This is a genomic window from Paracoccus sigandri (assembly GCF_003709565.1).
GTDB classification, from domain to species: domain Bacteria; phylum Pseudomonadota; class Alphaproteobacteria; order Rhodobacterales; family Rhodobacteraceae; genus Paracoccus; species Paracoccus siganidrum.
On the sequence record NZ_QNRC01000015.1, the window covers coordinates 1 to 19,097 of the forward strand.

A 19,097-nucleotide genomic window follows, 5' to 3' on the forward strand; every position below is an offset into this window, starting at 1 on the left:
AGCGCTATTACATGGAGACCCGCCTGGCCCGCGCCCGCAACCTGCTGATGCAGACCGAGATGTCCGTCATCGAGGTCGCCCTCGCATCCGGCTTCTCAAGCCCGTCGCATTTCTCGAAATGCTATCGGGCCCGCTATGGCAGCACCCCTTACCGCCAGCGCGGCACGGGCGCCGGGGGCAATGCCTGATCCCGATGCAACCATGCGGTCGTTTTTCGGAAAAAGATGCAATTCCTGCGCGTGTTAACCAGCCATTAACCTTTCCCCGTTAGGCGGGAAACGGGGCCGGTGTGTTGTGGCCTCCACGGATGGACCCGGATCAGCCGGGCACAGCTATGGGGTGGTTCAATGGCGTATAAGGTGACTGTGTTATCGGTCTCGCAGGCGATCGCGGTGGGCTCTGGCACCCCGCGATCGCATGCTCCCTGGGGTGGCCAATCCACCGGCAGCAACATCGTCTTCCACGACCCGCAGCTGAGCGAGATCACCATCGACGACGACGATCCGGTCTTCGACGCGCAGCGATATTCGCCCGACTACCAGCAGACGGTCGCCTCGACGGTCAGCGTCGGACATAACGGCAGCATCGTGATCGCCGCGGGAACCCGGCTTTCCAGCCATATCGGAACGATCATCCGCGATCCCGAGGGCTATGAATATTACGCGCTGTTTCCGCGCGCGGCCGAACCGGGGCAGGTGGGCGTCGAACTGGGCCGGACCGCCGTCCTGATCATCCCCCATAGCGGCGGCCAGACCCCGCACACCGTTCCCTTCGACCCGGCGAAAGCCTACAGCTTCGTCAAGGTGGTCAACGCCGCGGCGGACGTCTCCATCCCCTACGCCCAGCAGGGCGCCCCCTGCTTCACCACCGGCACGCTGATCGAGACGCAGCTTGGCCCGCGCCGGATCGAGCAGTTGACGCCCGGCGACATGATCCGCACCCGCGACAACGGGATGCGCTGGCTGGCCTGGATCGGCGCGACCCGGCTGGACCGGCGCCTGCTGGACCTGCAGCCCAACCTGCGCCCGATCCGTATCCGCGCCGGCGCCCTGGGCTGCGGGTTGCCGGCGCAGGACCTGACCGTCTCGCCCCAGCACCGGGTCCTGATCCGCTCGAAGATCGCCGCGCGGATGTTCGGCGAGCCCGAGATCCTCGTCGCCGCCAAGCACCTGATCGGGCTGCCGGGGATCGAGGCCACCGACCCGGCCGAGGGCGTCACCTATTGGCACATGCTGTTCGACGGGCACGAGCTGGTGCGCTCGAACGGGGCCTGGACGGAAAGCCTGTTCACCGGCCCGCAGGCGATGGAATCGGTCGGAGAGGCGGCGCGGCGCGAGATCTTCGCGCTGTTCCCCGAACTCGCCTCGCCCGAATTCCGGCCGCGCGGCGCAAGGCGGCTGCTGAGCGGACGCGAAGGCCGCAAGCTGGCCGAACGGCACGCCCGCAATGCCCATGACCTGGTCGAGGACGGCGTCTGAGCGATCTTGCCCGCGGCGCGCGGGCTTGTCACAATCGCGCCATGACGAACAGCACGACCACCATCCGCCCCGCACGCTTTCCCGAAGATGCCGCGACGCTGCGCGAGCTGTTCCGCCTCTATGCGCAGGGGCTGGGGGTGGACCTGGGCTTTCAGGATTTCGAGGCCGAGCTGGCCGGCCTGCCCGGCAAATACGCCCCGCCCGAGGGCGCCGCGCTGCTGGCCGAATCCGCCGGTGGCATGGTGCTGGGCTGCGTCGCGATGCGGCCGCTTGGCAATGGCACCTGCGAGATGAAGCGGCTGTTCCTGCGCCCCGAGGCGCGCGGCCTGGGCCTGGGCCGGGTGCTGGCCCAGGCGATCGTCGCTGCGGCGCGCGCGGCCGGGTATCGCCGGATGGTGCTGGACACGCTGGCGACGATGACCGGTGCGCTGTCGGTCTATCGCGGCCTGGGCTTTGCGGAGACCGCCCCCTATTACCACAACCCGCTCGCGGGCGCGGTGTTTCTGGCGCTGGACCTGGCGGCCCCTTCGGAACGGGACCGCCAGCCGCCCGAAGGCGTCACCTGACGGTGATGCGCCCATCCAGCTTCGGCGCGTAATTCGCCCCCTGCGCGGCCAGGTAATCGGCCAGGACCTCGGCCAGGTCGGGGCCGAAATCATAGGCATTCTCGGCCTTGGTCGCGAAGACCGCATAGCCGTCGCCGCCCGCGCGCATGTAGTTGTTCGAGACGACCCCATAGGTTTCCTCGGGCTCGATCGGGGCCCATTCGCCGTCCTTCTCGACCAGCACGTCGCTGATCCGGCTGCCCGGCTCGGCCGCGGGATCGACGGTGTATTTCAGCCCGGCGACCTGCGCGAAGCGGCCCGCGCCTTCCTCGTACTGGCTGGCGCCGTTCTCCAGCGCCTCGACCACGTCGGCGCCCTTCAGCTGGAAGGTGGCCAGCGTGTTCTGGAAGGGCAGCACGGTATAGACCTCGCCCATGGTGACCGGCCCGGCATCGATCGAGGCCCGCAGCCCGCCGCCATTCGCGATGGCGATGGTGATGCCCTGATCCTTCACCCGCTCCAGCATGGCATCCGCGACCAGCGTGCCCATCTCGCATTCGCGCGCCCGGCAATTGGTGCGGTCGCCGTCGATCGGGGCGGCGGTCTCGGCCACGACCTTCTCGCGCAGCTCGGCGATGGGGGCAGCCATCTCGACCACGCGGGCGGCCAGGTCGGGATCGGGCTCGACCGAGGCATCCAGCAGGATCGGCTGCCCCTCGACCGCGGTCACGTTCCCCTCGTCGTCGAAGGTCAGGGTCAGATGGCCCAGGTATTTCGAATAGGCATAGGCCTGGACCACCGGCACCTCGGTCCCCTCCGGCCCGGCCACCATCGTCGGATAGGGACCCTCGGCGCCCTCCATGTCGCCCAGCAGCGTGTGGGAATGCCCGCCGACGATGGCGTCCAGCCCCGGCACCTCGGCCGCGAAATGCTGGTCGCGCAGATAGCCGACATGGGTCAGGGCGATGATCTTGTCGACGCCCTGCGCGGTCAGTTCCTCGACCCCGGCCTTCAGGCCTTCCACGTCGTCCAGGAAGATCACGTCGGGGCCGGGCGAGGCGGTCTCGGGCGTGTCCATCGCCAGCGCCGAGACGAGGCCGATCTTCTGGTCGCCGACCTCCAGCACGGTGGTGCGCTCGACCTTGCCCTTCAGCAGGTTCGACTGCGACAGGTCCAGGTTCGAGGACAGGACCGGGAATTCCACGCCCTCGGCCAGGACGTTCAGCCCCTCGTTGCCATCGTCGAATTCATGGTTGCCGACCGCCATCGCGTCATAGCCGATGGCATTCATGAACTCGACGACCTCCTCGCCCTTGTAGGTGGTATAGAACAGCGAGCCCTGATACTGGTCGCCCGCATCCAGCACGATGACATTGCCGCCATCCGCCGTGATCTGGTCGCGCAGCTCGTTGATCTTCGCGGCGATCCGGGCGATCCCGCCGAAGCATTCGCCGGCCTGTGCGGTTTCCTCGTCGCAGGTGCTGTCGGAACTGTTGATCTGCTCGATCCGGCTGTGGACGTCATTCGTGTGCAGGATGTGCAGCACCGTCTCGGCCTGTGCCGTCCCGGCCAGCAGCGCCGCCACGGATACGGCCGTCAGAAGGCGAAGCTTCATGGCTGATTCCCTTTCTACCCCGTTGGACTGATGCCGACAGATTGGCCCAGCCCCCATCGGCGGTCAAATGCCGCAACCGGGATAGCATCGGGAAATGACGCCGCCGCGACAGAGGGGACCTTGACCCGGACCGTCCCGCGGCGGCAAATGCAGCCATGCTGATCTACAAGATTTTCCGCCCCGCCGAATGGGCCGAGATGCAGGCGCAGGGCGAAACGCCCGGCTCGCCCGCCGACATCGCGGACGGCTTCGTCCATTTCTCGACCGCCGGGCAGGTGCCCGGCACGCTGGCGAAGCATTTCGCGGGTGAGGGAGAGCTGTTCCTGCTGGCCTGCGACGCCGACACGATGGCCGACGAGTTGCGCTGGGAACCGGCGCGTGGGGGGGCGCTGTTCGCGCATCTCTATCGCCCGCTGCGCATGGCCGACGTGCTGTGGACGCGCCTGCTGGTGCCCGAGGCGGGCCGGCACGACGCCGGAGAGCTGGAATGAGGATCATCGAGCGGCTGGGCCTGGCCGCGCTGCACCGGCTGGACCCCGAGCGGGCGCATGACCTGTCGATCAGGGCGCTGGCCGCGGGCCTGGTGCCCCTGCCCGGCGCGCCCGTCACCTCCGACCTGCTGCGCACCCACCTGGCGGGGCTGCCCCTTGCCAATCCGGTCGGACTGGCGGCGGGCTATGACAAGAATGCCCGCGCCGTGGCGGCGCTGATGAAGGCGGGCTTCGGCTTCGTCGAGATCGGCGCCGCGACCCCCCGGCCGCAGCCCGGCAATCCGAAGCCCCGGCTGTTCCGCCTGACCCCGGACCGGGCGATCATCAACCGCTTCGGCTTCAACAACGAGGGCGCCCAGGCGATCGCCGCGCGCCTTGCCGCCCGGCCCGCAGGCATTCCGGTCGGGCTGAACATCGGCGCGAACAAGGACAGCGCCGACCGCGCCGCCGATTTCGCCGAAGTGGTGCGGATCGCCGGGGACAGCGCCGATTTCCTGACGGTCAACGTCTCCTCGCCCAATACCGAGAAGCTGCGCGACCTGCAGGGCGCGCGGGCGCTGGCGGCATTGCTGGCAGGGGTAATCGAGGCGCGCGACCGGCTGGTCCGCCGCCCGCCGGTCTTCGTGAAGATCGCGCCGGACCTGGACGATGCCGGCATTACGGACATCGCCGCCGTGGCGCGCGAAACCCGCGTCCAGGCGATCATCGCCACCAATACGACCCTGTCGCGCGACGGGTTGCGCGATCCGCAGCGCGATCAGGCGGGCGGCCTGTCGGGCGCGCCGCTTTTCGCACGCTCGACCCAGGTGCTGGCGCGGCTGTGGCGGGAAACCGGCGGCGCGATCCCCCTGATCGGCGTGGGCGGCATCGGCTCGGCCGATCAGGCATGGGAGAAGCTGCGCGCGGGCGCAAGCGCCGTGCAGATCTATTCGGCGCTGATCTACGAGGGGTTCTCGCTGGCCGCCACCATCGCAGGCGAACTGGACGCGCGGCTGGCACGCGAGGGGCTGACGCTGCCCGAACTGACGGGCAGCGGCGCGGGCGACTGGGCCTAGAGGTCGTTCGTCCCCAGAAGCTGGTTCATGCTGTGCGAGGGCTCGGAACAGCCCGCATCCCCGATCACCTTGGCGGGAACGCCCGCCACGGTCTTGCAGGGCGGAACCTCGTGCAGCACGACCGAGCCGGCCGCGATCCGCGAATGATGGCCGATGCGGATATTGCCCAGCACCTTGGCGCCCGCGCCGATCATCACCCCGTCGCCGATCTTCGGGTGGCGGTCGCCATCCTCCTTGCCGGTGCCGCCAAGCGTCACCGAATGCAGCATCGAGACATCGTTGCCGACGGTCGCGGTCTCGCCGATGACGATGGAATGGGCATGGTCGATCATCACCCCCGTGCCGATCTGCGCGGCCGGATGGATATCGACCCCGAAGCATTCCGAGCAGCGCATCTGCACGAAATAGGCCATGTCGCGGCGCCCCTTGCGCCACAACCAATGCCCCATGCGATAGGCCTGCAGCGCCTGGAAGCCCTTGAAGAACAGGATCGGCTGCAGCAGCCGGTGGGTCGCCGGATCGCGGTCATAGACCGCCAGCAGGTCGGCCCGCGCCGCATCCCCCAGCGCCGGCGTGTCGCGATAGGCCTGGTCGGCAAGCTCGCGCAGGATCTGCTCGCTCATCTCGCCCGAGGCGAGCTTCAGCGAGAAGCGATAGGCCAGCGCCGCTTCCAGGCTGTGGTGATGCAGCAGCCCCGCATGGATCAGTGCGCCCAGCAGGGGCTCGTCGCGAACCGCCGCGCGCGCCTCGTCGCGCAATTGCGACCAGATCGCATCCTTGTCCAGCTCCAGAGGCTTCTTGCCGGCATGTTGCATGTTCATTTCGGGCCCGCCCGCATTGTTGCTGCCTACCGTGATAAACCAGAAAAGCCGCAGGGAAAAGCAGGGGCGGGCACGGATCGGCGGAAGGACTCAGGTGGGCAGGCGCAGTTCCCACCAATGCGCGGCCAGCCTGACCCTGCCGCCGCCGAAACTGCCGCCCTGCGCGGTCATGATCAGCGTGGCGGGCGAATAATAGGTCATCGGCGCGCCCAGCATCCCCCGCGCCCAGGACCCCTCGGCCGTGCCCAGGCCCTGCCCGAAGCGGTTCTCGGCCCCCTCGGTTCCCAGCTGCCAGCTGCTCAGGCTGCCGGTCAGCGCCTGGGTGACGCGGGCGACCGCGCCGATGACCATGGCGCCGGCCGGGATCAGCAGGCCGCTGTCGAAACTTGCCCCCGAGCCGACATCCACCTCGGCATCGGCCATGCCCGCGATCAGCGCCGAGCCCTGCAGTCCAAGGCTCACCGCGCCGCTGACCCAGGCCGCGCCGTCATGGATCGCCCCCACGCCGCGATCGGCGATGAAGGCGCGCATCCCCGCCACCGGCTGCTGGAACACCCAGCCGCCATTCGCACCGATGGCGATCCGCCCGCCTTGCCCGGCCCAGGCGCCCTGCGCGCCATTCGGCACGCCCCAGCAGGCGCCGTCGATCGCCACTTCGGGCGGGACCTGGGCCGAGACGCTCTGCAGCACCAGGTTGACCTGGCCGTCCAGCCGCATCAGCGCCTCGTTCACGGTGACATGTTTCTGCGCCTGCGCGGGCAGCAGCAGCGGCATTCCCAGGCGCATGGTCTCATTCATCGGCATCGAATTCCCTCCTGACAAACGGGCCCGCCCCGAACTCTTGCGAAAGCTGGGCGACGGCGATGGTGAAGGCCCCGCCCGCGCGCGCCGCATCCAGGACGGCGCCGGGCAGGACAAGTTCGGGCGCGGCGGTCATGGCCTCGTGGATGACCGCGCCGCCCTGTTCCAGACGCAGCAGATAGGACTCGCGCGCCTCGCCAAGCGGCACGTCGGGACCGTCCCAGCCGTCGCCGCCGATCCGGGTGCGCCGGATCCAGCTGACCCGCGCGCCCTCCAGCCGCAGATGGCAGGGCGCATAGGGGCGCAGCCCGATCCCCCGGATCACGGTCCGGCGGTTGCGATAGCTGGCATCGTCGATGGCGCGCATGGCCGGGCCGATCCGCCAGAACCGCTCCTGCCCGCGGGCCGAGGGCGGCAGCTTCACCTGCTGCGGCGCGCCGTCCATCAGCACCACCAGCGAACCCTCGGGCCAGGATGGCGGCATGATGCCATCCGTGCCCGCCTGGCCGCGCAGCCGGTCGCGGATCTCCCACAGCTCCTCGCCCACCGGCTCGGCACGCTGGAACTGGATCAGCTCCCAGTTGGCGGTGCTGCCATCGCCGATGGCCAGCACATTCGCCCCCGCCAGCATCCCCCGCCAGGTGGCCGAGGACAGCGCGTCCGACTTCAGCCGGATGCGCAAGGGCGCGCCGCGGTCGACCACCCCCGGCCGCGCCGCCGCCAGCGGGGTTTCGGTGCGCCCGATCACCGCGCGGCGCGACAGCGCCAGGTTCGGCTCGAACCCGCCCTCGGCCTCCAGCGACATATGGGCGGCCACCGAGCCCGGCCAGGGTTTCGCGGTCGCCGCCAGCCAGGGCGCATGGGGCTCCTCGTCGCCGCGCATCAGCGGCAGGTCCAGGAACAGCGGCATCACCGGCATCGGCGGCACATAGCGGCGGATCGGCCCGTCATCCTCGACGCTCAGCGCGGGGCGATAGGCGCCGGGCTCGACCCGGACCGCCTCGATGGTGGTCGCGCCGGCCCGCTCGGCCCGGTCGATCCGCCACAGATGCGCGCGGCCGGCGCCGTGATCGACGGCAACCACGTCGCCCGGCCCCAGATCCGCGCGCGAGGGCGGCAGCGCGAAACGCGCCGTGTCCCGCGCGATCTGCGCCTCGGCCAGCCAGCGTTCGGCGATGGCTCGCCCCTCGGCCCGCGTCAGCAGCATCGGAAACTCGCTGTCGGCCACCGCCTGCTGGTCCTGGTCGGGCAGCATCACCTCGGCGGTCGAGACCGCGTAATCCGCCCCCGCCTCGACATGGCTCAGCCGGATGCGCCCGCTCAGCTGCAGGTCGGGCGAACGGGTCGCCTCGAAGCCGCCCAGCTCGGCGCTGACGGCCAGGTCCTGCGGCCCGATCGCCGCCACCGGCAGGCCGTCGCGCATGACGAAGCGCAGCACGCCCTCGCGTTCCACCGCATCGAAGCCATGCGCCAACATCAGCGGCTGCAGCGCCGACCGCGCGCTTTCCGTCCCCGACAGCAGGTAACCGCGCACGACGCCCGACAGCCCGCCGACATCGACATCCCCGACCCCCGCCGCGCGGCAGATGTCGCGCACGCAGGCGGCCAGCGTCACCGCCCCCGCGCGGCCGTTCAGCCAATGCCCGCGCTCCCATGCCGGGCCGTCCGACCACAGGTCGCGCCGGTTCGGGAAGGCCGGATAGGGCCGCGCGTCCCAGCACCAGACATGGCTGCGCGCCGTATCGACCATGCGCCCGCCGCCCGCCATCGGCGGGTTGTTCTTCGGATCGTCCCAATGCGCCACCACCGCCCGGACATAGGCCGCCTGCAACGCGTCATTGCGCCGCCCCTCCGAATACCAGGGCAGCGTGCTTTCCGAACTCATCGCGTCCAGGAACTTGTTGGGTTGGTTCGTGGCCTTGTCCAGCGCCGCGCAGCCGATCTCGGTAAACCAGACCGGCTTCGAGCCCGGCACCCAACCCGTCGCCTGCTGCGAGCGGACCCCGCCGGGCCGGTCGTAATGCAGGTTCTGCCACCAGCTCTTCAGGTCCTTGTAGCGCCAGACCCAGGCCTCGTCATGGGCGCCGTCGGTGATCGGCGTCCTGACCTGCGCATCGCGATCCGCGTCCGAGGCATAGAACCAGTCGAACCCCTCGCCCCCCGCCACGTTGGACAGCAGATAGTCGTGATTGTCGATCCGCCCCCAAGGCGCGTCCAGGTGATCGCCGCCGTCGCGCCAGTCCGACAGCGGCATGTAGTTGTCGATGCCGATGAAGTCGATATTGTCATCGGCCCACAGCGGGTCCAGGTGGAAGAACAGCTCGCCATCGCCGGGATGGTGGCCGAAATATTCCGACCAGTCCGCCGCATAGCCGATCTTGACCGAAGGCCCCAGAATGCCGCGCACGTCAGCCGCCAGCTGCCGCAGCGCCGCCACGGCGGGATAGCCGTTCCCGGCGCCGCGGATCTGGGTCATGCCGATCATCTCGGACCCGATCAGGAAGGCGTCGATCCCTCCCGCCGCCGCGCAGAGATGCGCGTAATGCAGGATGAAGCGGCGATAGGACCATTCAGCCGGCCCGTGATAGTCCACCCGCTCGCCCGAGCGCGTGAAATCGGCGGCCGAGGCCGTGCCGAAGAACGCCGCGACCTCGGCCGCCGCCGCCGCGGTGCCGTCGCTCGACCCCGCCTGCCCCGACGCCAGCGCGGTGGTGATCCGCCCGCGCCAGGGCATGACCGGCTGTTCCTCGGCGCCGTAGGGGTCGGGCAGACCGTTCCCGGCCAGCTGCTCCATCAGGATGAAGGGATAGAAGACCGCCTTGCGCCCCGAGGCGGCGATCGCCCGCAGCCCCTCGATCACCGACTGGTCGGACGGCGTGCCGCCATAGATGGGCGCGCCGTTCACCTGCGCCACCTCGGCGGCCGCGGCACGGCCGATCCCGCCCGCACGCCACGGCATTTCCGCCCCGTCATGGGCGACATGCTCGACTTTCGGCTGCACCCGGCAATGCCCGATCCGCAGGTCGCTGCCGAACCAGGACACCACCAGCGACACCGAGCCGACATTCGGCAATTCCCGCCCCAGCACCTCCATGGACACGGCGAAATCCGTCCCGCCCATCGGCGTGTTGAGATTGATCGAGCGGCTCTCGCCCAGGCCCAGATCCACCGTCACCGGCGTCGTCGCCAGCGAATATTCGCCCGTTCCCGGTATCATCGCCACCGCCCGCACATCGGCGGGCAGGCCGGTCCCGTCCTGCGCCGGGCGCGTGACCTCGAAGCTCAGCTGCGGCATCCGGTTGCCCCAGCGCTCCAGATGCAGGTCCTCCAGCACGACATAGGCGGTGCCGCGATAGGCGGGCGCGGCGGCCCCCTCCAGCGCCGCAATCGCCGGGTCGGGCATCTGCTCCTCGTCGCCCGGATAGACCCGCATGTTCAGGTCGCGCGCGGCGATCTCCTCGCCATCCGCCCAGACCCGGCCGACGCCCAGGATGCGCCCCTCGCACAGGGCCAGCGCGACCGACAGGCGATAGCTGATCTCGGTCACCGACGGCTGCGGCGCGCCCTTGCCGCCTCCGCCCTGCCGCCGCGCGATCTCCTCCAGCGGCGAGGCCCAGATGACATGTCCCGGCAGCCGCATCTGCCCCCAGAGGCGCGGGATCGCCGTGCCCTCGCCCGCGCTCTGCAGGCGCAGCCGGTCGATGCGGCCGGTCTCGACCGCCTTCGCGCCGCCGCCCAGAAGCCGCTGGTCGATGGCCCGGCCGACCGTGGCGCCCACGGCACGGCCGATGACCGCGCCCGACAGGCCCAGGACGGCCCCGCCGAAACCGCCACCGATCGACGCGCCGACGGCGGAAAGCACTATCGTGGCCATCGCGGCCTCCTTCTTCTGGAATTCACGGAAATCGGAAACGCGCCGCGATGCGGGCCCGCCAGGGCGCGCTCAGCGGGCTTTCGACGACCCCGCGGCGACTATAGGCATGGATGAAGCCCGGCGCCGCGCCCGCCACGGACAGGACGCCCAGATGCTTGGCGACGGCCCCCTGCCGCATCCGGAACAGCAGCACCTGGCCCGGCGCCAGGGGCTCTTCCGCCACCGGCAGCAGATGCCGCAGGGCTGCGGCCATCAGCACCTCCTGCCCGCCGCATTCGCCCCAGTCGGGCGTATAGGCCGGCGGCGCCTCGGGTTCCGACCCATATCGTGCGCGCCAGATGCCGCGGATCAGCCCCAGGCAATCCGCGCCCGCGCCGCAGCGGCTGGCCTGATGGACATAGGGCGTCCCGATCCAGCGCCGGGCGATGGCGACGACATCCTCAGCCATGCCGCCCCCCGGCTTGCGGCGCCATCAGCCAGTCCTCGCCCGGAAGATGAGGAAACCCGCGGAAGTTCAGGAAATTGCTGAACTTCGCGCGGCAGGTCGCGGCACGCTTGTCGCAGCCGACCACCAGCCGCGCCATGTCCCCGGCCTCGGGCAGGATCGCCAGCGGCTCCCACAGCTCGATCTCGCGCCGCCCGCCCGGCTGCGCCACGTCGTTCTTGACCGCCGATTTCAGCCCCTCGGCCGGGCCGCCCAGCATCAGCAGCAGGCCATGCTCGAACCAGCCCGCATCGAAGCCCGGAAAGCCGGCGAAGCGCAGCAGCCGGCCTTCCTCGCGGCTCTCCACGGCGATCTCGTGGTGGTGGTTCTCGGCGGTCAGCGCCAGCCCGCAGGCCCCATCCCCCAGGACGGCCGAGCAGCGCGGATGATAGACCCGCCCCTGCGGCGCGTTCAGCGCCTCGGTCAGCCCGCGCAGTTCCGCGCGAAAGGCGCCCGAGGCCCGCGTCACCTCTCCCAGCGTGCCGCGAAACACCAGCCGCCGCCGGGTCACGTCGCGCCAGTCCACCTCCCACAGGCGCAGTTCCGCCCCGTCCCAGCGCCCCGCCATCAGGTCGCGCTCGGTGATGGCATCGTCGCTCAGGGCACCCTCGGCCTCGGTATTGTCCACCGCAAGGCCGGTCCCCTGCATCAGCGCCCGCGCGCTCAGCCCGCTGTCGGGGCGAAAGCGCAGCCCCTCGAAATGCAGCGCCGCGTCGTGATCGGTAAAGCCCAGCCGCAAGCCGTCGCGGCGCAGGACCGACCAGGCGCGGGCAATCGTCGTGGTGGTCATATCCGCACCTCCACAACCGGGATCTGCGGCATCTCCCCGGCCTGGAACGAGGCCACCGAGACCGTGATCCGGTCCGTGTCGAAACGCACCGGCACGTCGAATTCGTAACCCGCCGTGACTGCCGCGCCGGGCTCGGGGGCCTCGTGGAAGGTGATCAGGCCGGTATCGTGGTCGACGACATAGTGATCCTCGAAGAACAGCTCGTCGCCGCCCACCCCGGCCCGGACCGAGCCCGCCACCGGCTTGGTGATCGGGCGCTGATAGCGCGACGGCCCCGAGGCATAGGCCTTGGTCAGCGCAAAGGTCACCGTCTGGCCGTCGCCCCGCGCGATCTCCTGGTCGTCGAAGACCGGATCGCGCGAGGGCGGGCTGCTTTTATAATCCGACCAGTCCTTCCAGCGAAACCCGTGCAGCTGCCCGGCCCGCGCCTCGAAGAACGCCACCAGCGCCGCCAGATCGTCCAGCGAGCGCAGCCCCATCCCCGCGTCATAGCGTCGCCGCGCATGGGCCCAGGGTGTGTTGCGCTCCTCGAAACCGTTCGACAGGGTGACGATCTCGGTCCGCCGCTCGGGCCCGCCGATCGAGCCGAAGGACAGGTTCGCGGGAAATCTTACCTCGTGAAACGCCATGCTCTTTCCCCTTCACGCATTACGATCGCCGCGCGACAGCACGCGGCCAAGCTGGGCGGCGATCTGCGACTGGCTGCGCTGGAAGCCCGCCACGTCGGGCGTGCTGACATTGATGGTGACATTGACCGGCCGCGCGCCCTGGCCCGAGGCCGCGACCCCCAGCCGTCCGTCGGCGCCGCGCTTCAGCGGCATGATCGCCTCGGGACCGGCCTCGCCCATCAGCCCGGTGGCGCCGCGCATCGGGAAATGCGTGGGCTCGCTGACGACGCCGCCCCTGGCAAAGGGCATGACCCGCCCCTGCAGGAAGGCGCCGCCCTGCGCGAAGGGCAAGGCCCCCGACAGCATGGAGTTCAGCCCCCCGGCCAGCGTGCCCGCCACCGCCTGCCCCACCGGGCGCATGGCGATGGAATAGACCGTATTCGCAATGGATTGCCCGATATTCTTCAAGGCATCCGACAGCTTCAGACCGTCGAAGATCAGCCCGTCGAAGGCCCGGCGCAATCCGCGCTCGATGCCGCCGCTCAGCGTGCCCACCTCGCGGCTGGTCAGGATCATCGACTGCCGTAGCCGCGCCAGTTCCGCCTCGAATTCGGCGGTGACGCGGCCATTGCCGGCCATGTTCTCGTCCAGCCGGTCCAGGGCGTTTCCGAAACCGTCCTTGTTCGCCATGTCGCTTGTCCCTCACTCTGCCTCGGCCCCGCCCGGCCGCAACGGCCGGTCGGGATAGCGCGCCGCCAGTTCCGCCAGCCGCGCGCGGCTCATCTGGGCGCCCCCGGCCTCGACCCCCAGCATCAGCGCCAGCTCGGCCGGGGTCAGCGCCCAGAATTCGGCCGGGCGCAGCCCCAGCCCCCGGATCCCCGCGCGCATCAGCCCCGCCCAGTCCAGCCCGCGCGGGCCGTCCGTCATGCCGCGCCCCGGAAGGCGCGCGCCAGCAATTCGGCCGCCGCCCGCGCGGCGGCACTTGCGCCGCCACCGATCTCGACCGTCAGCAGATCGCCCGCGCCGCCCTGCCAGCCGCCGCCGCGCAGCCCCGCGACCAGCACCGCCAGCACGTCGCGGCTGCGAAAGCGCCCGGCCTCGAAGCGCTCGATCAGCGCGATCATGCTCTCCTCCGCCAGCTCCTGCTCCAGCTCGGCCAGCGCGCCCAGGGTCAGCCGGGCGACGTGACGCTGGCCGTCCAGGACCAGCTCGACCTCGCCCCGATGCGGATTGGCCATCACAGCGCCACGAAGCTCAGCGCCCCGGCCGAGGCCAGCGACAGCTCATAGGTGGCCTCGCCGTTGTAGCTGCCCGAATATTCCAGCCCGGTGATCTGGAAGGGCCCCTCGATGGTGCCGAAATCGGGGATCACCACCTGGAAGCGCGGCACCTCGGCGTCGAAGAAGATCTGCCGCGCCCGCCCGTCGGTATCGGCGTCGCGAAACACCCCCGACCCCGAGATCGAGGCGCTGCGCACCCCCGCGCCGCCCAGCAATTCGCGCCAGCCACCGGCGCTTTCCAGGCTGGTCACATCCACCGTTTCGGCGTTGAAGGACAGCCGCGAGGCGCGCAGCCCCGCCACGGTCTCGAAGGCGCCGTCCCCGGTCATGTCCATCTTGATCAGCAGATCGCGTCCGTTCTGCACAGCCATTGGTCCCACTCCTCAGCCAAGATCGATCCGCGCGCGAAAGGTCAGGTCGACCCGCCGCGCCGCGCTGTTTTCCACCCGCCGCGCCCGCGCGCGCAGGAACCACAGGCCCGCCAGATGCCCGCGATCCAAGACCAGCCCGCCGCCTTCCAGCGCATCGGCGACCGCCTGGGCCGCGGCCTTCACCGCGCCGAAGCCGCCGCTCTCGCTGGCGCCCGACAGCACCGAGACCACGAAATCATGCTGCGCGCCCGCCGCCGAGACATCGCCCGCATCGCGGACATCCTCGGGGCCAAGCGAGACATAGACCCCCTCGGGGGCCTCGACCGGCATGGCGTCGAAGATCGCGTCGCCCACCAGCCCGGCCAGCGTCGGATCGGCGCGCAGGTGCTGGTAGACCGCGCCCTGAAGCGCCATGGAAGCGGCACAGCTCATGCCAGGTCCTCCTCTCTTGCAAAGCAGGTCAGCCAGCGCCCCGAGGCGTCGCTTTCCGCCACCGCCTCGATCAGGAACAGCCGCCGCTCCAGCCGGAAGCGCTGGCCGGGCCGGGGCCTGCGCGGATCGCCGTCGGGCGCGCCGCGCAGGGTGATGCGCCAGGTGACGACGCTTTGCGCGCCGACCTCGCCCTGCGTTTCGCGCCCGGAACCGGCCCGGACCTCGGCCCACAGAAAGCCCAGCCGCCGCCAGGTGACGCGATAGCCGCCGATCCCGTCGCCCTCGCGGTCGGGATGTTCCAGCGCCAGCCGCAGGTTCAGCCGAGGCGCGCCCATCAGCGCAGCTCCCGGCCGCCGCGGCCCGCCAGGGTGCGCACCGCGCGCCATTTCTCGATCAGCGCGCTGACCCCGAAGGGCATCGCCGCGCGCGACCCCTCATAGCTGCGGTCCTCGTAATAACGCGCCGCCAGCATCAGCACCGCCTGCGCCAGGTCCGCCGGAACATCGCCCCAGGAGGCGCCGAAACCGGCGGTGAACCGCAGGGTCACGAAGCCGCGCCGCGGCACATGGGGCAGGATCACCCCCCTGGGCAGGATCATCGGCCGCTGGCTGTCCGGCACCAGCCGCCAGCTGCTTTCGGGCAGCTGCGTCACCCGGCCCTCGCCATCGTCGATCTCGATCCCCTCGACCGACAGGACCGGCGCCAGCGGCAGGGACTGCCCCAGCCGGTCGCGCCAGTCGTCCAGCTGCATCCGGAAGCGCCGCACCAGCAGCACCTTGCCCGTCCGCGCCTCGATCGTGGCGATCGCGGCGCGCAGGAACCCGGCCAGGGCGGCCGTCTCGGCCGGGTCCTCGGCGATCCCGAACCCCGTGCCCAGCCGCAAATGATCGCGCAATGCGGCGACAGGCAGCGCCTCCGCCGCAGGCGCCGTTTCCTCGATCAGCATCATCTCGCGAACCTCCCGTCCTGCCGTCCGCCACATCCACCTAGAAAGGCCGAAGGCCCCGCGCGGGGCCCCCGGATCACCAAGCCATCGGGGCGGGAACGCGCCCGCGCGCCAGCCATCAGCCGCGCGGACAGTTGCAAAGCCGGAACGACCGGCACCGCGCGCGTCCCCGCCCCTCGCCCGATCCCGAAGGGTCAGGCGAACTGCAGCAGCTTGACGGCGCGGAAATCGGTCACGCCGCCGCCGACGCGCTTGGTGGCATAGAACAGCACATGCGGCTTGGCGCTGAACGGATCGCGCAGCACCCGCAGGTCGGGGCGCTCGACGATCGTGTAGGCGGCGCGGAAATCGCCGAAGGCGATCGAGATGCTGTCGATGTCGACATCCGGCATGTCCTCGCTGATCAGCACCGGATAGCCCAGCAGCTGCGCCGACTGGCCGGCATTCAGCGCGTCCGACCACAGGAAGCGGCCCTCGGCATCCTTCATCTTGCGCACCATCGCGGCGGTCTTCGAATTCATCACGAAGCTGGCATTGGCACGGTATTCGGCCCCCAGCGCATAGATCAGGTCGATCAGCGAATCCGCCGGCGCTTCTTCCGGGAAGCCGCCCATGGCCCCGGTCTGGACCACGCCGATCTGCCCGTCCGAGGCCGAACCCGCCGGGGCGGTCGGATAGGACAGGATGCCGCGCGGCTTGGCGACGCCGTCGCCGGTGACGAAGGCCGCGGCCTCGGCACGAGAGAACCTGTCCGCGATGCGCTCGGCCAGCCAGGCTTCCACGTCGAAGGCCGCGTCGTCCAGCAGCCGCTGGCTGGCCTTGGGCATGGCCGACAGTTCGTGGACCGGGATCGAGATCCGCTCGACGCCGCCCGCCGCGCCTTCCTCGGCATCGGCCTCGGTGGCCCAGCCCGCGCCCAGCTCGCCCTTGTCCACCAGGACCTCGTAGACCGAGCTTTCGACCGTCACCACATTCGCCAGCCGGCGCAGCGAGGCGCCCCCATGCAGCACGCGCTGCACCGTCTCGGCCACCTGCGGCGCGGCCAGGAAGCCGCCGTCGCTGGCCACCGTCAGGCCCTTCTCCTCGATCACCAGGCCGCGCAGACCGTCATCGTCGCCGCTGCGCAGATAGGCGTTGAAGGCCTTGCGATGCGGCACCTCGGTCTCGGCGACGGTGGACAGGGGCGCGCGGCCCCGGACGGCGGTCTTGCGATCAAGCATGTTCATACGCTCTTCCTGTGCTTGCAGCTTCATCTGAATATCCTCACGAAACCCCTTGAGTTCGCTGACGAACCCAAGCATTGCCCCCTTGAGATCGACGGACGTGCCGTCCGTGCCCGCGGGTTTCACCTCGGTCATTGCCTTCTCCTCGTCGCGATGATCGGGGGACCCGCAGCAAAGGGCCGCCCCCGCCTTCCGGACCGCCGCCGGGCAACGGTCCGAATCCTCCGGGCGCGCGGCGCGCACCCGCAATCTCACCCTGCGCGCAGCGCTTCGGCCGCCGCCGCGAAGACCGCCGCCATCTCACGCAGGTCCTCGGCCTCCTTGCGGCCCACCCTGGCCTCGGGCAGCATCGGGAAGGTGACCAGCGACACCTCCCACAGCTCGACCTCGGCCAGCGCGCGGCGCCCCTTGCGGTCGCGTTCCGCGCGGATCGTGCGATAGCCGATCGACAGCCCCTCGATCGCCCCGGCCCCGATCAGCGCCGCCGCCTCGCGGGCCTGCGCCACCTCGGGCAGCAGCCGGCCCTTGACCCACAGCCCCTTCTCGTCCTCGCGGATCTCGTCCCAGACGCCGATGGGCCGGGTCGGGTCGTGCTGCCACAGCATCCGCACCCTGTCGCCCTTGCCCGCCAGCCGTGCCAGGCTGGCCGCGAAGGCGCCCGGCAATACCGCGTCGCCCCCCTGGTCGGTCAGCCCGAACAGGCTGGCATAGCCCTCGATCACATGCCCCTCGGACAGGATCGGCGCCCCGCCCGCGAATTTCACCTCAAGTCCCGGAACCATCCCTCAGCCTCCTTTCGGCGCATATTCCAGAATGCCCTGCACGGCCTGGGTCAGGATCACGGCGACAACGCCATAGACCGTCATCCACAGCCGCCGCTCCAGCCCCTCGATCAGCCCCTCGATCCGCTCCAGCCGCTTCTCCATGGCGCCGAACTGCAGCGCCATGATCCGCTCCTGGGCCTCGAAGCGCTGGTCGTGCCAGATCCCATCCCGCAGGAAGCGCGACCCCTCCACCGGCTCATCCATCGGCCAGCGGCGGCAGCCCCAGCAGCGCGCGCTTCTCGGCATCGGTCAGGAAGCCGGCCTCGCTGACGCGCTTCCACTGCTGGTCCCGCTCCTCGGCCAGCGCCGGGATGCGGTCCGGGTCGGGCCGCAGATCGACCTCGGCGCCCAGATGCTCGGACAGCCACCAGGCGACCGAGGCCGCGACCCGCGTCACCAGCGGCAGCACCGTCAGCCGATAGAAGGCCCGATGCGCCTCGGCGTAATTGGCATAGGTCGCATCCCCCGGAATCCCCAGCAGCATCGGCGGCACCCCGAAGGCCAGCGCGATCTCGCGCGCCGCCGACAGCTTGGTGGCGTGGAACTCCATGTCGCTGGGGCTGAAGCCCATCGGCTTCCAGTCCAGCCCGCCTTCCAGCAGCATCGGCCGGCCGGCATTGCGCGCGCCCTGGTGGTTCATCTCGATCTCGCCCACCAGCCGGTCATATTGCTCGGGGCTCAGCACCCCATGGCCGTCCACGCCCCTGTAGACGATCGCGCCACTGGGCCGCGCCGCATTGTCCAGCAGCGCCTTCGACCAGGCCGAGGCGCTGTTATGCACATCCAGCGCCACCGCCGCCGCCTGCATCGGCGACAGCCCATAATGGTCGTCCTGCGGATGAAAGCTCTTGATATGGCAGATCGGATCGGGGCTGCCGCTCATGTCGAAGCGATGCCTGCGCCCGCCCACGGCATATTCATAGGCGACCGGCCAGCCATCCGCGCCCGGCACGATGCTCATCCGGTCGGCGCGCAGGACATGCAGCTCCTCCGGCAGGCCCGCGGCCCCCAGGCCCACCGCCTCGACATAGCCGTTCCCGGACAGCAGCATCTGCCCGAACAGCGCCTCGAACAGTTCGGCCCGCCCCTGCCCCGGATTGGGCCGCCGCAGCAGGTCCAGCACCGGATGCACGTCATAGCGCCGCTCGCGATCCTCGCAGACCAGCGGCACCGCCGCCGCCGCCTCGGCGATCAGCTTGACCGACCGAAACCCCACCGGATTGCCCACGAAACCGCCCCGCGTCAGGCTGCCCGTGTCCCGCGCCGACCAGACCGGCCGCCCGGCCCCGCTCGCGAAAGCCACCACCCGGCCGGTCGCGCTGGCCTTCCCCTCCGGCGCAGGAGCAACCTTCTCCTCCCGCGAAAACAATCGAAACGCCATGCTCGCCTCCATGTGCCACCCACGAAAAAGGGGCCGCCCGCCGGACAGCCCCTTTCATCTTGGTCCAAATATCCTCGG

23 protein-coding genes are annotated in these 19,097 nt (G+C 70.4%); 5 read left to right on the forward strand and 18 right to left on the reverse strand.

Annotated elements, in window-relative coordinates; all coding sequences use genetic code 11:
• The 3 genes from C9E82_RS14260 to C9E82_RS14270 all read left to right on the forward strand — a co-directional run.
• A partial coding sequence (locus C9E82_RS14260) for a helix-turn-helix domain-containing protein (protein WP_119900620.1) occupies window positions 1-188 on the forward strand: 188 nt, incomplete at its 5' end.
• Between the two features lie 171 nt (window positions 189-359).
• Complete coding sequence (locus C9E82_RS14265) at window positions 360-1,478, forward strand: Hint domain-containing protein (protein ID WP_240643672.1); 1,119 nt, start codon at window positions 360-362, stop codon at window positions 1,476-1,478.
• A 41-nt stretch (window positions 1,479-1,519) separates the two neighbouring features.
• Entirely contained in the window at window positions 1,520-2,044 is a 525-nt protein-coding gene (locus C9E82_RS14270) for a GNAT family N-acetyltransferase (RefSeq protein WP_119900622.1), read from the forward strand.
• On the opposite strand, the gene C9E82_RS14275 is transcribed toward C9E82_RS14270, so the two are convergent.
• Window positions 2,037-3,638: a bifunctional metallophosphatase/5'-nucleotidase gene (locus C9E82_RS14275; protein ID WP_119900623.1), complete on the reverse strand. Its 1,602-nt coding sequence runs from the start codon at window positions 3,636-3,638 to the stop codon at window positions 2,037-2,039. The genes C9E82_RS14270 and C9E82_RS14275 overlap by 8 nt on opposite strands.
• Window positions 3,639-3,793: 155 nt before the next feature.
• Between C9E82_RS14275 and C9E82_RS14280 the strand changes: the two genes are divergently transcribed.
• Both C9E82_RS14280 and C9E82_RS14285 read left to right on the forward strand, forming a co-directional pair.
• Window positions 3,794-4,129, forward strand: a complete 336-nt coding sequence (locus tag C9E82_RS14280; RefSeq protein WP_119900624.1) for a DUF952 domain-containing protein — start codon at window positions 3,794-3,796, stop codon at window positions 4,127-4,129.
• Complete coding sequence (locus C9E82_RS14285) at window positions 4,126-5,184, forward strand: quinone-dependent dihydroorotate dehydrogenase (protein ID WP_119900625.1); 1,059 nt, start codon at window positions 4,126-4,128, stop codon at window positions 5,182-5,184. Before C9E82_RS14280 ends, C9E82_RS14285 begins: the two co-directional genes overlap by 4 nt.
• On the opposite strand, the gene cysE is transcribed toward C9E82_RS14285, so the two are convergent.
• The 17 genes from cysE to C9E82_RS14370 form a co-directional block, all read right to left on the reverse strand.
• A complete protein-coding gene (gene cysE / locus C9E82_RS14290) occupies window positions 5,181-6,005 on the reverse strand; it encodes a serine O-acetyltransferase (RefSeq protein ID WP_119900626.1) in 825 nt (274 codons plus the stop codon). The two genes, C9E82_RS14285 and cysE, sit on opposite strands and share 4 nt — an antisense overlap.
• Before the next feature lie 90 nt (window positions 6,006-6,095).
• Window positions 6,096-6,809, reverse strand: coding sequence for a DUF2793 domain-containing protein (locus tag C9E82_RS14295; protein ID WP_119900627.1), 714 nt, complete (start codon window positions 6,807-6,809; stop codon window positions 6,096-6,098).
• The gene (locus tag C9E82_RS14300; RefSeq protein WP_119900628.1) at window positions 6,796-10,680 is read right to left on the reverse strand and encodes a baseplate multidomain protein megatron; all 3,885 of its coding nucleotides are present in this window, start codon (window positions 10,678-10,680) and stop codon (window positions 6,796-6,798) included. Before C9E82_RS14300 ends, C9E82_RS14295 begins: the two co-directional genes overlap by 14 nt.
• Window positions 10,681-10,702: 22 nt before the next feature.
• Entirely contained in the window at window positions 10,703-11,128 is a 426-nt protein-coding gene (locus C9E82_RS14305) for a C40 family peptidase (RefSeq protein ID WP_119900629.1), read from the reverse strand.
• Entirely contained in the window at window positions 11,121-11,954 is an 834-nt protein-coding gene (locus tag C9E82_RS14310; protein WP_119900630.1) for a DUF2163 domain-containing protein, read from the reverse strand. The genes C9E82_RS14305 and C9E82_RS14310 overlap by 8 nt, the downstream gene beginning before the upstream one ends.
• Window positions 11,951-12,583: a DUF2460 domain-containing protein gene (locus tag C9E82_RS14315; protein ID WP_119900631.1), complete on the reverse strand. Its 633-nt coding sequence runs from the start codon at window positions 12,581-12,583 to the stop codon at window positions 11,951-11,953. Before C9E82_RS14315 ends, C9E82_RS14310 begins: the two co-directional genes overlap by 4 nt.
• 12 nt (window positions 12,584-12,595) lie before the next feature.
• Window positions 12,596-13,201, reverse strand: coding sequence for a phage tail tape measure protein (locus C9E82_RS14320; protein WP_240643673.1), 606 nt, complete (start codon window positions 13,199-13,201; stop codon window positions 12,596-12,598).
• Between the two features lie 63 nt (window positions 13,202-13,264).
• Window positions 13,265-13,489, reverse strand: a complete 225-nt coding sequence (locus tag C9E82_RS14325; RefSeq protein ID WP_122449310.1) for a rcc01693 family protein — start codon at window positions 13,487-13,489, stop codon at window positions 13,265-13,267.
• Window positions 13,486-13,800, reverse strand: coding sequence for a GTA-gp10 family protein (locus tag C9E82_RS14330; RefSeq protein ID WP_119901043.1), 315 nt, complete (start codon window positions 13,798-13,800; stop codon window positions 13,486-13,488). Before C9E82_RS14330 ends, C9E82_RS14325 begins: the two co-directional genes overlap by 4 nt.
• Window positions 13,800-14,213: a phage major tail protein, TP901-1 family gene (locus C9E82_RS14335; protein ID WP_119901042.1), complete on the reverse strand. Its 414-nt coding sequence runs from the start codon at window positions 14,211-14,213 to the stop codon at window positions 13,800-13,802. The genes C9E82_RS14330 and C9E82_RS14335 overlap by 1 nt, the downstream gene beginning before the upstream one ends.
• Before the next feature lie 12 nt (window positions 14,214-14,225).
• The gene (locus C9E82_RS14340; RefSeq protein ID WP_119901041.1) at window positions 14,226-14,645 is read right to left on the reverse strand and encodes a DUF3168 domain-containing protein; all 420 of its coding nucleotides are present in this window, start codon (window positions 14,643-14,645) and stop codon (window positions 14,226-14,228) included.
• Complete coding sequence (locus C9E82_RS14345; RefSeq protein WP_119901040.1) at window positions 14,642-14,980, reverse strand: head-tail adaptor protein; 339 nt, start codon at window positions 14,978-14,980, stop codon at window positions 14,642-14,644. The genes C9E82_RS14340 and C9E82_RS14345 overlap by 4 nt, the downstream gene beginning before the upstream one ends.
• The gene (locus tag C9E82_RS14350; protein WP_119901039.1) at window positions 14,980-15,594 is read right to left on the reverse strand and encodes a head-tail connector protein; all 615 of its coding nucleotides are present in this window, start codon (window positions 15,592-15,594) and stop codon (window positions 14,980-14,982) included. The genes C9E82_RS14345 and C9E82_RS14350 overlap by 1 nt, the downstream gene beginning before the upstream one ends.
• A gap of 191 nt (window positions 15,595-15,785) precedes the next feature.
• On the reverse strand, window positions 15,786-16,949 hold the full coding sequence (locus C9E82_RS14355; RefSeq protein WP_119901038.1) for a phage major capsid protein: 1,164 nt from the start codon (window positions 16,947-16,949) through the stop codon (window positions 15,786-15,788).
• A 116-nt stretch (window positions 16,950-17,065) separates the two neighbouring features.
• Window positions 17,066-17,596, reverse strand: coding sequence for an HK97 family phage prohead protease (locus C9E82_RS14360; RefSeq protein WP_119901037.1), 531 nt, complete (start codon window positions 17,594-17,596; stop codon window positions 17,066-17,068).
• 3 nt (window positions 17,597-17,599) lie between these two features.
• Complete coding sequence (locus tag C9E82_RS14365; protein WP_240643705.1) at window positions 17,600-17,842, reverse strand: GTA head formation protein, RCAP_rcc01685 family; 243 nt, start codon at window positions 17,840-17,842, stop codon at window positions 17,600-17,602.
• On the reverse strand, window positions 17,835-19,019 hold the full coding sequence (locus C9E82_RS14370; protein ID WP_119901036.1) for a phage portal protein: 1,185 nt from the start codon (window positions 19,017-19,019) through the stop codon (window positions 17,835-17,837). Before C9E82_RS14370 ends, C9E82_RS14365 begins: the two co-directional genes overlap by 8 nt.
• Window positions 19,020-19,097 lie beyond the last annotated feature (78 nt).

What these genes read in the sequence shown, in the direction of transcription:
- C9E82_RS14295 (WP_119900627.1), bottom strand. Translation starts at nt 6,809, where the DNA reads ATGCCGATGAATGAGACCATGCGCCTGGGAATGCCGCTGCTGCTGCCC.
- C9E82_RS14370 (WP_119901036.1), bottom strand. Translation starts at nt 19,019, where the DNA reads ATGGCGTTTCGATTGTTTTCGCGGGAGGAGAAGGTTGCTCCTGCGCCG.
- C9E82_RS14275 (WP_119900623.1), bottom strand. Translation starts at nt 3,638, where the DNA reads ATGAAGCTTCGCCTTCTGACGGCCGTATCCGTGGCGGCGCTGCTGGCC.
- C9E82_RS14310 (WP_119900630.1), bottom strand. Translation starts at nt 11,954, where the DNA reads ATGACCACCACGACGATTGCCCGCGCCTGGTCGGTCCTGCGCCGCGAC.
- C9E82_RS14350 (WP_119901039.1), bottom strand. Translation starts at nt 15,594, where the DNA reads ATGATGCTGATCGAGGAAACGGCGCCTGCGGCGGAGGCGCTGCCTGTC.
- C9E82_RS14320 (WP_240643673.1), bottom strand. Translation starts at nt 13,201, where the DNA reads ATGGCCGGCAATGGCCGCGTCACCGCCGAATTCGAGGCGGAACTGGCG.
- C9E82_RS14270 (WP_119900622.1), top strand. Translation starts at nt 1,520, where the DNA reads ATGACGAACAGCACGACCACCATCCGCCCCGCACGCTTTCCCGAAGAT.
- C9E82_RS14355 (WP_119901038.1), bottom strand. Translation starts at nt 16,949, where the DNA reads ATGACCGAGGTGAAACCCGCGGGCACGGACGGCACGTCCGTCGATCTC.
- C9E82_RS14330 (WP_119901043.1), bottom strand. Translation starts at nt 13,800, where the DNA reads ATGGCCAATCCGCATCGGGGCGAGGTCGAGCTGGTCCTGGACGGCCAG.
- C9E82_RS14305 (WP_119900629.1), bottom strand. Translation starts at nt 11,128, where the DNA reads ATGGCTGAGGATGTCGTCGCCATCGCCCGGCGCTGGATCGGGACGCCC.
- C9E82_RS14280 (WP_119900624.1), top strand. Translation starts at nt 3,794, where the DNA reads ATGCTGATCTACAAGATTTTCCGCCCCGCCGAATGGGCCGAGATGCAG.
- C9E82_RS14335 (WP_119901042.1), bottom strand. Translation starts at nt 14,213, where the DNA reads ATGGCTGTGCAGAACGGACGCGATCTGCTGATCAAGATGGACATGACC.
- C9E82_RS14285 (WP_119900625.1), top strand. Translation starts at nt 4,126, where the DNA reads ATGAGGATCATCGAGCGGCTGGGCCTGGCCGCGCTGCACCGGCTGGAC.
- C9E82_RS14340 (WP_119901041.1), bottom strand. Translation starts at nt 14,645, where the DNA reads ATGAGCTGTGCCGCTTCCATGGCGCTTCAGGGCGCGGTCTACCAGCAC.
- cysE (WP_119900626.1), bottom strand. Translation starts at nt 6,005, where the DNA reads ATGAACATGCAACATGCCGGCAAGAAGCCTCTGGAGCTGGACAAGGAT.
- C9E82_RS14360 (WP_119901037.1), bottom strand. Translation starts at nt 17,596, where the DNA reads ATGGTTCCGGGACTTGAGGTGAAATTCGCGGGCGGGGCGCCGATCCTG.
- C9E82_RS14365 (WP_240643705.1), bottom strand. Translation starts at nt 17,842, where the DNA reads ATGGATGAGCCGGTGGAGGGGTCGCGCTTCCTGCGGGATGGGATCTGG.
- C9E82_RS14345 (WP_119901040.1), bottom strand. Translation starts at nt 14,980, where the DNA reads ATGGGCGCGCCTCGGCTGAACCTGCGGCTGGCGCTGGAACATCCCGAC.
- C9E82_RS14325 (WP_122449310.1), bottom strand. Translation starts at nt 13,489, where the DNA reads ATGACGGACGGCCCGCGCGGGCTGGACTGGGCGGGGCTGATGCGCGCG.
- C9E82_RS14300 (WP_119900628.1), bottom strand. Translation starts at nt 10,680, where the DNA reads ATGGCCACGATAGTGCTTTCCGCCGTCGGCGCGTCGATCGGTGGCGGT.
- C9E82_RS14315 (WP_119900631.1), bottom strand. Translation starts at nt 12,583, where the DNA reads ATGGCGTTTCACGAGGTAAGATTTCCCGCGAACCTGTCCTTCGGCTCG.